At 71.3% G+C, this 12,871-nt stretch carries 15 protein-coding genes; 6 read left to right on the forward strand and 9 right to left on the reverse strand.

The features are described 5' to 3' along the window. The first annotated feature begins 4 nt into the window (after positions 1 to 4). From ADL15_RS25940 to ADL15_RS25950, 3 genes are all read left to right on the forward strand, one after another. Positions 5 to 979 (forward strand): carbohydrate ABC transporter permease, encoded by a 975-nt coding sequence (locus ADL15_RS25940; RefSeq protein ID WP_067696566.1) that lies wholly within the window; start codon positions 5 to 7, stop codon positions 977 to 979. Beyond that, positions 979 to 1,845 carry a carbohydrate ABC transporter permease gene (locus tag ADL15_RS25945; RefSeq protein ID WP_067696442.1) on the forward strand — a complete coding sequence of 289 codons (867 nt, stop codon included), beginning with the start codon at positions 979 to 981 and terminating at the stop codon, positions 1,843 to 1,845. Before ADL15_RS25940 ends, ADL15_RS25945 begins: the two co-directional genes overlap by 1 nt. An 86-nt stretch (positions 1,846 to 1,931) precedes the next feature. Continuing rightward, positions 1,932 to 2,519, forward strand: coding sequence for a hypothetical protein (locus ADL15_RS25950; protein ID WP_067696445.1), 588 nt, complete (start codon positions 1,932 to 1,934; stop codon positions 2,517 to 2,519). A 113-nt stretch (positions 2,520 to 2,632) separates the two neighbouring features. On the opposite strand, the gene ald is transcribed toward ADL15_RS25950, so the two are convergent. After that, positions 2,633 to 3,751 (reverse strand): alanine dehydrogenase, encoded by a 1,119-nt coding sequence (ald, locus tag ADL15_RS25955; protein ID WP_067696449.1) that lies wholly within the window; start codon positions 3,749 to 3,751, stop codon positions 2,633 to 2,635. A gap of 137 nt (positions 3,752 to 3,888) precedes the next feature. On the opposite strand from ald, the gene ADL15_RS25960 reads away from it, so the two are divergent. The 3 genes from ADL15_RS25960 (at position 3,889) to ADL15_RS25970 (ending at position 5,876) form a co-directional block, all read left to right on the forward strand. Beyond that, on the forward strand, positions 3,889 to 4,359 hold the full coding sequence (locus ADL15_RS25960; protein WP_157441600.1) for an Lrp/AsnC family transcriptional regulator: 471 nt from the start codon (positions 3,889 to 3,891) through the stop codon (positions 4,357 to 4,359). Positions 4,360 to 4,534: 175 nt separating this feature from the next. Continuing rightward, positions 4,535 to 5,095 (forward strand): papain-like cysteine protease family protein, encoded by a 561-nt coding sequence (locus ADL15_RS25965; protein WP_198171011.1) that lies wholly within the window; start codon positions 4,535 to 4,537, stop codon positions 5,093 to 5,095. 7 nt (positions 5,096 to 5,102) lie between these two features. Continuing rightward, the gene (locus ADL15_RS25970; RefSeq protein ID WP_157441602.1) at positions 5,103 to 5,876 is read left to right on the forward strand and encodes a hypothetical protein; all 774 of its coding nucleotides are present in this window, start codon (positions 5,103 to 5,105) and stop codon (positions 5,874 to 5,876) included. 288 nt (positions 5,877 to 6,164) lie between these two features. Here ADL15_RS25970 and ADL15_RS25975 read toward each other — a convergent pair whose 3' ends face one another. From ADL15_RS25975 to ADL15_RS26010, 8 genes are all read right to left on the reverse strand, one after another. After that, positions 6,165 to 6,989 (reverse strand): MetQ/NlpA family ABC transporter substrate-binding protein, encoded by an 825-nt coding sequence (locus tag ADL15_RS25975; RefSeq protein ID WP_067696460.1) that lies wholly within the window; start codon positions 6,987 to 6,989, stop codon positions 6,165 to 6,167. 27 nt (positions 6,990 to 7,016) lie between these two features. Next, a complete protein-coding gene (locus ADL15_RS25980) occupies positions 7,017 to 7,682 on the reverse strand; it encodes a methionine ABC transporter permease (RefSeq protein ID WP_232344333.1) in 666 nt (221 codons plus the stop codon). After that, on the reverse strand, positions 7,679 to 8,611 hold the full coding sequence (locus ADL15_RS25985; protein ID WP_198171012.1) for a methionine ABC transporter ATP-binding protein: 933 nt from the start codon (positions 8,609 to 8,611) through the stop codon (positions 7,679 to 7,681). The genes ADL15_RS25980 and ADL15_RS25985 overlap by 4 nt, the downstream gene beginning before the upstream one ends. 259 nt (positions 8,612 to 8,870) lie before the next feature. Next, positions 8,871 to 9,053 (reverse strand): hypothetical protein, encoded by a 183-nt coding sequence (locus tag ADL15_RS25990; RefSeq protein ID WP_067696463.1) that lies wholly within the window; start codon positions 9,051 to 9,053, stop codon positions 8,871 to 8,873. A 12-nt stretch (positions 9,054 to 9,065) separates the two neighbouring features. Further along, a complete protein-coding gene (locus ADL15_RS25995; RefSeq protein ID WP_067696466.1) occupies positions 9,066 to 9,734 on the reverse strand; it encodes a response regulator in 669 nt (222 codons plus the stop codon). Continuing rightward, on the reverse strand, positions 9,722 to 10,882 hold the full coding sequence (locus ADL15_RS26000; protein WP_083971745.1) for a sensor histidine kinase: 1,161 nt from the start codon (positions 10,880 to 10,882) through the stop codon (positions 9,722 to 9,724). The genes ADL15_RS25995 and ADL15_RS26000 overlap by 13 nt, the downstream gene beginning before the upstream one ends. Continuing rightward, the gene (locus tag ADL15_RS26005) at positions 10,879 to 11,553 is read right to left on the reverse strand and encodes a YqeB family protein (RefSeq protein ID WP_067696468.1); all 675 of its coding nucleotides are present in this window, start codon (positions 11,551 to 11,553) and stop codon (positions 10,879 to 10,881) included. The genes ADL15_RS26000 and ADL15_RS26005 overlap by 4 nt, the downstream gene beginning before the upstream one ends. A gap of 78 nt (positions 11,554 to 11,631) precedes the next feature. Next, positions 11,632 to 12,825, reverse strand: a complete 1,194-nt coding sequence (locus tag ADL15_RS26010; protein ID WP_067696471.1) for a PucR family transcriptional regulator — start codon at positions 12,823 to 12,825, stop codon at positions 11,632 to 11,634. Between the last annotated feature and the right edge of the window lie 46 nt (positions 12,826 to 12,871).

Here is a 12,871-nt window from a genome sequence, read left to right on the forward strand (position 1 = left end):
CCCGGTGGCCGTCAGCACCCGGTCGCCCGCGCATCGGCCGCAGTCCGGTCCCGCCGCTTCCCAGCGGCGGGGCCGGCCCGCCCGGCACTCCGACGACGGGCGTGCCGGATACGTCTTCCTCGCACCCTGGCTGCTCGGGCTCGCGGCGATCACCGCGGTGCCGATGCTGATGTCGCTGTACCTCAGTTTCACCGACTACGACATCCTCAGCCCCTGGTCCGACGTGACCTGGATCGGCCTGGACAACTACCGCGAGATGTTCACCGCGGACCCGGCGTTCTGGCACGCGGTCCGGGTGACGCTGGTCTTCGCGCTGATCGGCACCCCGCTCAAGCTCGGCGCGGCGCTCGGCGTGGCGATGCTGCTGAACCGGTCGTTCCGCGGCTCCGGCGTGTTCCGCGGGCTGTTCTACCTGCCGTCGCTGCTCGGCGGCAGCGTCGCGGTCGCGATGATCTGGCGCAGCATCTTCGACCGGGCCGGCGCGGTCAACGCGTTCCTGTCCTGGTTCGGCATCGAGGGCAAGGCCTGGGTCAACGACCCGGACACCGCCCTCGGCACGCTGATCCTGCTGGCCATCTGGCAGTTCGGCGCCCCGATGGTGATCTTCCTGGCCGGCCTGAAGCAGGTGCCGCTCGAGCTGTACGAGGCGGCCGAGGTGGACGGCGCGAGCCCGTTCCGCAAATTCCTCAGCGTCACCCTGCCGATGCTCTCCCCGGTCATCTTCTTCAACCTGGTGCTCGAGACGATCCACGGTTTCCAGGGCTTCACCTCGGCGTTCGTCCTCTCCGGCGGCACCGGCGGCCCGGTCGACTCGACCCTGATGTACACGCTCCAGCTCTACCTCAAGGGCTTCGCGAACTTCGAGATGGGCTACGCCTCGGCGATGGCCTGGGTCTTCCTGCTCGCGATCGGCCTGGTCACGGTGGTCATCTTCCGGACCGGCCGGTTCTGGGTCCACTACTCGGACGGAGACGACTGATGGTCACCGTGGTCGCCGGGCGCCGGCCGTTCAGGCCCCGCTCACTGATCCGTCCCGCGGTCCTGCTGCTGCTGACCGCGCTGGTGCTGTACCCGCTGGCGTGGATGCTGGGCAGCTCGTTCAAGGCGCCGGACGAGATCCTGAACAACGTGGCGGTGCTGCCGCGGACCTGGACACCGGCCAACTATCCGAACGGCTGGAACCACTTCGACATCGCGTTCGGCAGGTACTTCCTGAACAGCTTCATGGTCGCGGCGCTGACCGTGGTGGCGAACTGCGTGTCCTGCCTGCTGGCCGCGTATGCCTTCGCCCGGCTGCGGTTCCGGCTGCGCGGCCTGTGGTTCGCCGTCATGATCGGGACGTTGCTGCTGCCCAGCCATGTGCTGATCGTGCCGCAGTTCGTGATGTTCCGGTCGTTCGGCTGGGTCGGCGGCCCGTGGCCGTACCTCCCGCTGATCGCGCCGCACCTGCTGGCCACCGACGCGTTCTTCGTGTTCCTCATGGTCCAGTTCATGCGCGGTATCCCCCGCGAGCTGGACGACGCCGCGAAGATCGACGGCTGCAGCGCGTACAGCGTGTTCCGCCACGTGGTCCTGCCGCTGTCCCGGCCGGCCCTGGTCTCCACCGCGATCTTCTCGTTCATCTGGACCTGGAACGACTTCTTCCGCCAGCTGGTCTACCTCTCCGACCTGGAGAAATACACCGCTCCGGTGGCGCTGACGCTGTTCATCGACTCCACCGGCCAGTCCGCGGTCGGCCCGATGTTCGCGATGTCGGTGCTGTCGCTGGCCCCGGTCTTCCTGTTCTTCGTCGCGTTCCAGCGTCTGCTGGTCGAGGGCATCAACACGACAGGCCTGAAGGGATGACGCCGCTTTTTTCCTCCGGCACGCGAGACACCGGGTCCGCTTCCGGACCGCCCACATCCGGATCGACCTTTTCCGGTACGACGGAAGTGCCGCCGAACTGGCCGGTCGACGACGTGCCGGCGGCGCGACCGGACTGGCGGGAGCGGCTGGCTCTCGGCGCCGACCTGGCGCTGATCGGGATCGCGGTGACCGCCCTGGCCCTGCCGGTGGTCACCGCCCCGGCGGCGCTGGCCACCGGCTCGGCTGCGGTGCGCACCCGCTATGCCGACGGGCGGCTGCCCCGCTGGCGCCCGCTGCTGCGCCAGTACCGCCGCGGCGTCCTGCCCGGTTTACCGGCTCTGCTCGCCGCGGCCGTGCTGCTGATCGACCTGGTCGCCGTCCGCGGCGGCTGGGTCCCCGGCGGCCCGGTCCTGCTCGGGATCACCGCGGTGGTCACGGCCTGGCTGGCCGGGGTGGCCGCGCTGACCCTCGTCGCCCTGGGCCGCGACCCGGAGCTGCCCTGGCGCACCGCCGCCGGCTGGGCCTGGGACCACCCGAAGGCCGCCACCGTCCTGGCCCTGATCGGCGTGATCGCGCTCTTCCTGGTCCTGGCCGTCCCGGTCACCCTCCCGCTGATGGTCGGCTTCCACCTGTTCGCCGTCCACCTGCTCAGCGACCGCCTGGCCCCGGCCTGACCCGAGCGTGGGGACTTTCGGCGCGCTCCGTATCCGAACTCCCCACGCAACGGCCGGGCAACGGGGCGCGCCCTCCGTCGCGGGGGGCGAGGAGGGCGCGCGGGATGGTCGGGTCAGGCCGCGAGGACCGAGCTGACGGTCTCGGTGGGGAGACCGAGGGCCGTACCGACCGAGTCGTTGGTGAGGATGCCGGCGTGGGTGTTCAGGCCGAGGGCGAGGGCCGGGTCGGCGCGCAGCGCGTCCTGCCAGCCCTGGTCGGCGAGTCGCAGGACATACGGCAGAGTCGCGTTGGTCAGGGCGTAGGTCGAGGTGTTCGGCACCGCGCCGGGCATGTTGGCGACGCAGTAGAAGACCGAGCCGTGCACCTGGTAGACCGGGTCCTGGTGGGTGGTGGGACGGGAGTCCTCGAAGCAGCCGCCCTGGTCGATCGCGATGTCGACGAGCACCGAGCCGGGCTTCATCCGCTTCACCAGGTCGTTGCTGACCAGCGTGGGGGCTTTCGCGCCGGGGACCAGCACGGCGCCGATCACCATGTCGGCCTCGAGGACGGACTGCTCGATCGCGTACGCGCTGGACACCAGCGTGCGCACCCGGCCGCCGAACTGCACGTCGAGCTGCCGCAGCCGGGGGATGCTGAGGTCGAGGATCGTCACGTCGGCGCCGAGGCCGAGCGCGATGGTGGCGGCGTTCGCGCCGGAGACGCCGCCGCCGATCACGGTGATCTTCGCGGGGGCCACGCCGGGCACGCCGCCGGGCAGGACGCCACGGCCGCCGCTGTTGCGCATCAGGCTGTACGCGCCGACCTGCGGGGCGAGCCGTCCGGCCACCTCCGACATCGGGGCGAGCAGCGGGAGGGAGCCGTCGGCGAGCTGGACCGTCTCGTACGCGATGGCGGTCGTCCCGCTGGTGAGCAGCGCCTTGGTGCCTTCGGCGTCGGCGGCGAGGTGCAGGTAGGTGAAGAGCACCTGGCCGGCCCGCAGCCGGTGGTACTCGGACGCGATCGGCTCCTTGACCTTGAGGATCATGTCGGCCGCGTCCCAGACCGCGTCGGCGTCCGGCAGGATCCGGGCCCCGGCCGCCTCGTAGTCCGCGTCGGTGATCGCCGAGCCGAGCCCCGCGCCGGCCTGCACGACGACGTCGTGGCCGTGACGTACAGCCTCCACCACGCCCGCCGGGGTGATGGCCACCCGGTACTCGTGGTTCTTGACCTCTGTCGGCACACCGATGTGCATGGGGGTTCCTCTCGCCCGGCGCCGTGGGGTGACGCCCGATGCGGTTAGAGTGAAACGATGTGCAGCAGGCGGGCAAGTGCAGCGAAGAAGATTCTGTGCAGGCGCCCTGTGCTGCACTTCGTTCGATTCGGTGGGGTGTGACGGTGGACCTGCCGAAGGATGTTCGAGGCCTGGATCACATCGATCTGGAGCTGCTCAGCCTGCTGCGCGCCGACGGCCGCGCGCCGAACAACGCCCTCGCCGAGCAGGTCGGCATCGCCCCGTCGACGTGCCTGACCCGGATCCGCCGGCTACGCGAGCTCGGCGCCATCCGCGGTTTCCACGCGGACGTCGACCCGGCCTGGATGGGCCGCCCGATCCAAGCCATGATCGCGGTCCGGATCCGGTCGGACGCCCGCGACGCGATCGGCAAGTTCGCCGAGTCGCTGGCCGGCATCCCGGCGGTCCGCGACGTCTACTTCGTCTCCGGCAGCTACGATTTTCTGCTGCACGTCGCGGCCGCCGACGTCGACGACCTCCGCACGGTGATCACCGAACGCCTCAGCGGCACGCGCCTGATCGCCGGCACCGAGACGTACCTCATCTTCGAACACCGCCGCGGCAACTGACCGCCCCTACCAGCTGACCTCCCGCGCCACCACCCTCGATCGCCCTATTTAGATTTTTAAATGTGTCGATACGCTTCGATGAAGCGGTGGATCTTCCGGCGGGTCGCCCGATATCTCGTTGCTGACGTGGGCGATGCCCTCCACCACCGTTCCATCGGATGGGGGGGATGCAGGAATGGAATCGAGAAGTATCTGGGCGCGGGTGCTCGCCGTGCTGGCCCTGGTCGTCGGGTTGACCCTGACGTCCGCCCCGGCCGCGCAGGCGGTGGAGAAGTACCTCGCCGTGACGAAGTACAAGCAGGAGAAGTCCAACTGGTGCTGGGCCGCGGTATCCAAGTCGATCATCAAGTTCCAGACCGGCACGGTCGTCGCGCAGTGCGGCATCGTCAAGTCCGGCAAGAACACGTCGACCTGCGCCAACTCCGCCGGGTCGAAGACCAACGTGCGGCGCGCCCTCAACAAGTACGGCGTGAACCCCGGCACTGAGATCACTCTGACCTGGGACTACGCCAAGTCGGAGATCATCATCGGCCGCCCGATCTACAGCTCGATCCGCTGGCGGGCCGGCGGCGGGCACGCGCACGTGCTGCGCGGCTACTACAACACCGGCTACTCCTACGGCGTGTCCTACATGGACCCGGCGAGCGGCACCACGACGTCGCGGGAGTGGGGAAGCTACCTCTCCAACTCGAGCTGGACCATCGGCACCGCTCTCATCTACCTCTACGAGAAGTGAGGACCGCATGAGGATCAGCAGAGTGACGCTGCATGCGGCCGGGCTGGCCGCTCTCGTGGTGACCGCGCTGTTCGGCGCCGCGGCACCGGCGTCGGCCGCCGAGCCCGCGCCGGCCGCGGTGGCCGCCTGGTTCGCCGAGCAGGCCCCGTCGGTGGCCGGTGGGGTGCTGGCCGCCTCGGCGGTCGACTCCGAGGACGAGGTCTCGCTGCCGGCGACCGGGTACACCGCGGGCACGCCGATCCGGCTCTACGACTGGAACCCGGCGTTCGTCTCCGGCGGCTCGGACAGCGTCGCGGTCGGCACCGACGTCTGGGTCGCCGGCCTGCTGCGCGACGGTGCCGTGGTGGGCACGATCGCGGCCACGCAGTCGGCCTCCGGCACGGTCGGTGTCACCTACGTCGACGACGACGTGGCGGCCGGCACCGCGCTGGTCTCCGGCACGGTGGCCGGTCAGGTGGTCCAGGACCCGCAGCTCGGCGGGCTGGTCGAGGTCGGTTCCACGGCCGCGGCCACGCTCACCGCCGAGGGCCTGTCCGAGGCGTCGTCGACCGCGGTGGACGCCGTGCAGGGCGTCGACGACCTGCGGTCGGCCGTGACGATCGCGCACGAGCCGGCGGTCTGGGACGGCAGTCTCGACGACGAGGACACCGACGGCGCGGCGGCCGGGCAGACCGGCGAGGGCGCGGGCGGTGGCCTGGCCGCCGGAGCGGTCCTGCTGCTGGCCGCCCTGGTGGCCTGGTGGGTGGTCCGGCGCAGCAGCGGGGTGCGCCGGGCGGCCTAACAAAGATCAAAACCAGGTCACCGGCGGGCCGGCCGGGCCGGAGGGCGGCGGCCGGGGCGGATAGGGACGACGCAGCGCCGGCCCTTGGCGGGACGGCGCTGCGGGTTCTGAAGGTGGGGTGACCGCGCCCCGCCACGGACGTCGCCCCGGAGGGCTTCGCGTCATGGACGCGCCAGCGGCCAGCGAAGCCCGCAGGGGTCCCGGCGGGAGCGACGGTCTGTACACCGGCGGACGCACGACAAAAAGATCTTGAATTGGATCTTGATCTTCGATGTCGTCCGATTCCGATCAGAAAGCGGCCAGAACAGACCCCTGATACTTGTCGGTGATGAACTTCTTGACCTCGGCGGAGTGCAGGAGCTTCTCGAGCTTGACGACGCGCGGGTCGGTCTCGTCGCCGGTGCGGACCACGACCAGGTTCGCGTAGGGGTTGTCGTCGCCGCTCTCCAGCGCGAGGGCGTCGGTGGCCGGCTTGAGACCGGTTTCGATCGCGTAGTTGCCGTTGATCACCGAGAGGGAGGTGTCCTCAAGGCTGCGCGGGAGCTGTGCGGCTTCGAGGCCCTTGAAGACCAGGTTCTTCGGGTTGGTGGCGATGTCCTTCTCGGTCGCCTTGACGCCGACGCCGGCCTTCAGGGTGATCAGGCCGTTCTTGGCGAGCAGGGTGAGCGCGCGGCCCGAGTTCGACGGGTCGTTCGGGATCGCGACGATGCCGCCGGCCGGGACCTCGGCCAGGCTCTTGACCTTCTTGGAGTAGACGCCGAGCGGCTCGATGTGCACCGGCTTGAGCGCGGTGAACTTGTAGCCCTTCGACGCGATCTCCTCCTCCAGGTACGGGATGTGCTGGAAGTAGTTCGCGTCGAGCTGCTTGTCGTTGAGGGCGACGTTCGGCTGGACGTAGTCGTTGAACTCGACGATGTCCAGCTTCAGGCCCTCCTTGGCCGCCAGGTTGTCGGCGACGTACTTGAGGATCTCGCCGTGCGGGACGGGGCTGACGCCGACCTTCAAGGTGTCCGACGACGCGGAGGCCTTGTCGTCGTCGGAGGACCCGCACGCGGCCAGGCCCAGGACGAGGGTGGTGGCGGCCAGGACGGCGGCGAGAGAACGGCGGCGCATGATCAGTGGTGCCTTTCCTGAAGGGATTTATCGGTGGGAGAAGCGGCGGACGAAACCGTCGCCCACCAGCTGAAGAATCTGGACCAGGACCACCAGCACGACCACAATGATGATCATGAAGTCGGTCTCGAAGCGCTGGTAGCCGTAGCGGATCGCCAGGTCACCGAGGCCACCGCCGCCGATCGCGCCGGCCATCGCGGAATAGCCGATCAGCGCGATCACGGTGATCGACAGGCCGGCGACCAGGCCCGGGAGCGCCTCGCGGAGCAGCACCTTGGCGACGATCTGGCGGCGGGTGGCGCCCATCGCGGTGGCCGCGGCGATCACGTCCGGCGGCACCTCCCGCAGCGACGTCTCGACGAGCCGGGCGAAGAACGGGATGGCGCCGACGGTGAGCGGCACGATCGCCGCGTCGGTGCCGATCGTGGTGCCGACCAGCAGCCGGGTGAACGGCATGATCGCCACGAGCAGGACGATGAACGGCACCGACCGGCCGATGTTGACGATCAGCCCGAGCACCGCGTTGACCGGCCGGGCGGCGAGCAGGCCACCCCGGTCGGTGAGCACCAGCAGCACCCCGATCAGCAGGCCGCCGATCGCGGTGAACAGGGTGGCGACGCCGACCATCCAGGCGGTCTCCTGCGTCCCGGTGCCGAGCAGGTCGAAGATCTCCGGCCAGGTCATCTCGGTCATGCCGGTTCTCCCACTCGGGCGCCGCGTTTGCGCAGGTAGTCCAGTGCCTCACGGTTGTCGTCGGCATCGCCGGGAAGGGCGAGGCGCCAGCGTCCGGCGCGCGTCGCGGCGAGCGTTTCCACCGACCCGGCAAGAATGCGTACGTCGATGTCGAACCGCCGGGCCAGCTCGGCGAGCAGCGGAGCGTCCGCCTCCTCGCCGCTGACCGTCACGTCGACGACCGTCGCGCCGGGCACCTCGGCCGGCGCTTCGAGCGGGAACAGCCCGCGGGCCAGCTCCGAACCGGGCTGCTGGAGCAGCTCGGTGACCGGGCCGGACTCGGCGAACCGGCCGTCCCGCATGATCGCGGCGGACGTGCAGATCCGTTTGACCACGGCCATCTCGTGGGTGATCAGCAGGATGGTCAGGCCGAGTCGCCGGTTCAGGTCGAGCAGCAGCCGCAGGATCGAGTCGGTGGTCTCCGGGTCGAGCGCCGAGGTGGCCTCGTCGGAGAGCAGCACCTTGGGCCGCGCGGCGATGGCCCGGGCGATACCGACCCGCTGCTTCTGCCCGCCGGAGAGCTGCGCCGGGTACGCGTCGGCCCGCTCGGTCAGCCCGACCAGGTCGAGCAGCTCGGCGACCCGGGACTTCCGTTCGGCGCGCGGCACCCCGGTGACCTCGAGCGCGAACGCCACGTTGCCGGCCACGGTCCGCGAGGAGAGCAGGGCGAAGTGCTGGTGGATCATCCCGATCCGGTGCCGGGCCGGTCGCAGCTCCCGGGTGCGCAGCCCGGTCAGCTCGAGGCCGTCCACAGTGACCGTGCCGGCGTCCGGGCGTTCGAGCATGTTGACGCAGCGCAGCAGTGTGCTCTTGCCGGCGCCGCTGCGGCCGAGGACGCCGTAGACGTCCCCTTCACCGACGGCCAGGTCGACACCGTCGACCGCGACCACGGACCCTCGTCGAGAGCGGTACGTCTTCCGAAGACCGCTAATTTCAATCACGTAAACACCCTGGTCAGCCTGTGCGGTTCGGATCACAAAACCTACTCACCCGATCGGTTTTGCGGTGCCGCCTACGCTAGCTGGCGGGAACCTGTGAGGCCACTGGGTGTAACGACCCTCACGGATTTCGTCACTTTCCTGCGGCGGCACCTTCCTGGCATGCGAAAGCCCCGGACCGCGAACGGTCCGGGGCTTTCGGTAAACGATGTCAGCCGGCGTAGCGGACGACCTGCTCGTCATCGGTCAGGGCGGAGACCGGGCGGCCGCGGGCCGGGCGGGTCTCGGCCAGCTCGACCATCTCGTCCGGGCGGATCCGGGGCGGTAGCGCGCGGAACCGTTCGACCCGGGAACCCTCGGCGTCGGCGTCGGTCATGTGCTGGTCGTCATCCATGCACCGATCGTCTCACCGCCGCGCATCGTGCACCATGATGGCGACCTGCACCCGGTTCGCGCAGCTCAGCTTGTCCAGCAGCCGGGAGACGTAGGCCTTCACGGTCGGCACGCTCATGTGCAGCGCCACCGCGATCTCCGCGTTCGAACTTCCGGTCGCCACCGCCTCGGCGACCTCCCGCTCCCGCTCGCTGAGCCTCTGCAATGCCGCCAGCGCCGCCGGCTCCGGGCCGGGTTCCGCCTCCACTGCCGACGCGCCCACCGCGTGGCTGATCAGCCGGGGCAGCACCGACGGCGCGAGGATCGACTCACCGGCCGCGGCCCGGCGCACCGCGTCCAGGATCCGGTCCGGCGGGATGTCCTTGAGCAGGAACCCGTTCGCACCCCGCCGCAGCGCGCCGAGCAGGTGGTCGTCGGTGTCGAACGTGGTCAGCACGATGATCGCCGGTTCCGGGCCGGCCCGGCGGATCTCGGCGGTCGCGGCCAGCCCGTCCATCCGCGGCATCCGGACGTCCATCAGCACCACGTCCGGGTGCAGGCGCCGGACCAGCTCGACGGCCTCCGCGCCGTCGGCGGCCTCCCCGACGATCTGCAGGTCCTTGCCGGCGGCGAGGACCATCGAGAGCCCCACCCGGACCAGCGGATCGTCGTCCGCGATGAGCACCCTGATCACACCGGCCACGGTAGCCACGCCTCCAGCCGGAACGACAGCGACCCGTCCGGGGCGCGGTGCACGCCGTGCCGCAGCCGGCCGCCGAGCAGGCCGACCCGTTCGGCGAGGCCGACCAGCCCGGCGCCGGCGCCCGGCGGGGCGGGGCCGGGGCGGGCCGGGATCGGGTTGGTGACCAGGACGTGCAGCTCACTCGGGGTGAGGCGGGACAGCTCGACGTTCACCGTCGTACCGGAGGCGTGTTTGCCGGCGTTGGTCAGACCCTCCTGGACCAGCCGGTAGACGGTGCGGCCGAGAGCCGCGCCGGTCGGCGCGTCGCCGGACCGGTCGGCGAAGTCGACCCGCACGCCGGCCGCCCGGGCGTCGCCGATCAGCTCGCCGAGCAGCGTCAGGCCGGGTTGCGGGCGCAGCTCACCGCCCGGGTCGACGGTGCCGGCGCGCAGCACGCCGAGGATCTCGCGCAGGTCCTCGAGGGCCTGGTGGGCGCTGTCCCGGATGGTCGCCGCGGCGTTCGCCACCTGCTCCGGCGTCAGGTCCGGATTGATCTGCAGGGCGCCGGCGTGCAGGCTGACCAGCGAGATCCGGTGGGCGAGGGCGTCGTGCATCTCCCGGGCGATCCGCTCGCGCTCCAGCCCGCGCAGCCGGTCGGCGCGGTCGTGCGCCTCCTGCTCGGCGCGGACCGCGCGTTCCCGCAGCGAATCGACCAGGTCCCGGCGCGAGCGCATGGCGACCGCGATCGCGACGGTCGCGATCAGGAACGCGACGCTGAGCACGAACTCGATCGGCGGCGGGAGGGTCGGGTCCGGTCGCCACACGCTGTAGACCGTCCCGGCCAGCAGGTACAGCCCGGTCAGGACCCAGGGCGTGCGACCGCGCCGGCGGGCGATGACCGTGCAGAGCGCGATGAGCCCGGCGAACGACGCGAAGTCGGTCACCGCCGCGATCACCACGAGCAGGACGGTGACCCCGACCGGGTGGCGGCGCCGCCACCACAGGGCGATCGACCCGGCCAGCGCGAGCAGCAGGCTGAAGAACGTCGCGTCGCCGGCGATCCGCCCGCTGCTCTCCGCCTCCGAGGTGATCACCAGCGCGCCGAACACCGACGCCCCGATCGCGGCCAGGTCGAAGACCCGGCCGCCGAGCCGCTCCAGCGCGGTCACGAGTGCACCAGCGGACGCCACAGCTGCTCGCCGCCCTCGTCCCGGACCGAGTAGCCCAGCTTCTCCAGGGTGGCGCGCAGCTCGCGGGCCTCCTTGGCGGCCTTCTTGCGGACCGCGACGGCGCGGGCCGAGAGCACCGCGTCGGCGGCCGGGGGCAGCGCGTCGGACGAGGGCGTCCACCGGTGGTAGAGCCCGGCGTACGGGTCGGCGTCCCGCCACGGGTAGCCGAACTCCGGGAACGTCGCGGCCAGCACCCGGCGCCGGGCCCGCGGGACGCAGCGGGCCGCCTGCCGGGACTCGCGGTCCAGCACGACCAGGTCGTCACCGTCCAGGTAGACGGCCGTGACCTCGCCGCGGGGCAGCCCGGCCGGGCCGATCCGCGCCTCGAAGCGGGAGACGGTGACCGTGGTCAGGTTCTCGTAGAGCGTCGCGGTGCCGAGCAGCCCCAGCACGACCAGGATGCCCGCCTGCACGGCCAGCTCCCACGGCTCGTCGACCGCGCCGACGACCACGAAGGCCGGCCGGAACGGCAGCCAGAAGTGCAGGTCGAGGGCCCAGCGCGCGACCATCGGCAGCACCCAGGCGAGCAGCAGCCCGAGCGCCGCCGGCCCGCACGTGATCAGCAGGCGGTCCGGCGGTGCGAAGCCGAGCTCGGCGGTGTCCCTGGTCATGCCAGTGACGCTAGGTGCCGGGCACCGGGAGAACCAGTTGGCGAAAGTCGGCCGGCACCGACTTTGGTCTAGAAGTGATCATGCGTCGGGGGCCGGGACGGCCAGCGCGATCGTCAGGGCCAGCACCCAGCGCGGGTCCTTGAGCCGGTCGCCGTAGAGCTCACGCAGCCGGGTCATCCGGTACCGCACGGTCTGCGGGTGCACGAACAGCTCGGCGGCCACGTCCTCGCGCCGCCCGTGGTGCAGCAGCCAGCTGCGCAGCGTCTCGACGAGTTTGGCCGCCGCCGACCCGCGCTCCCCGGCGAGCGGCGCGAGCGCGCGTTCCCGCAGGTCGGCCAGGGCTGCCGGGTCGGCCGAGACGACCAGCTCGGGCAGGTGCTCCTCGGTGTCGACGACCTGTCCGGGGGCCGGGGTGTGCAGCTGCTGGACCCGGACCGCGCGCTCCACCGACAGCTGCGCCTGCAACCAGGGCCGGGCCGGGCCGATCACCGCGTCGTGCCCGGTCAGCAGCCGGGTCAGGTGCGACCTTGAGGCGCCCTGCGGGTCCGGCACCAGCAGCACCGCGGTGCCCGGCAGGTCCGGCAGCGCACCGGCCAGCGGCAGCGTGCGCGGGTCGAGCAGGTCGATCAGCGACCGCGCGGCCCGTTCCGGCAGCAGGATCGCGGTCAGCGTCTGCGGGGTCACCCACTCGGCCCGCTCGGCGGCCGCCTGCACCACGTGCGCCGACTCCCCGGCGACCAGCGCCTGGGCGAGCTGCTGCAGGTGCCGCAGCCGGATCCGGCCGGACGCGGCCAGCTCGTCGGCGTGCCCGGCCACGCTCGCCGCGGACAGCTCGTCGATGTACGCGAACACCAGCTCGGCGAAGTCCGCGATCGTCCCGGCCGGCTGCCCGCTGTTCACGCTGATCGCGGCCAGCTCCCGCCAGGCCACCCGGGCGCCCACCCGGTACGCCGCCAGCAGCGCGTCCAGACTGCGCCCGGAGCGCGCCTCGCCCCGGCCCAGCGCGTACGCCCCCTCCAGCGCCGACGCGAGCGGCGTGCCAGGATCGGTGCCGGGCCGGGACACCAGGTTGAGGAAGGTGCCGAGCGCGGCCTGCACGGCCCGCTCGATCTTGTGCCCGAGCACCCCCGCGAAGGCCTGCGCGTACGCCGGCACCTCCATGGTGATCGCGGTGATCGTCTGCACCGAGACGTCGGCCAGACCCTGGCGCAACGGGGCGATAACGGACTTGGGCAAACGGTAGGACCGGACATCTCGTAACGGTTCGATCACTATGACCCCTCTTTCGGTCCGGCCTTTGTCCCCGCCGAACAATTAT

The organism is Actinoplanes awajinensis subsp. mycoplanecinus (genome assembly GCF_001509495.1).
In the GTDB taxonomy this organism is placed as follows: Bacteria; Actinomycetota; Actinomycetes; order Mycobacteriales; family Micromonosporaceae; genus Actinoplanes; species Actinoplanes palleronii.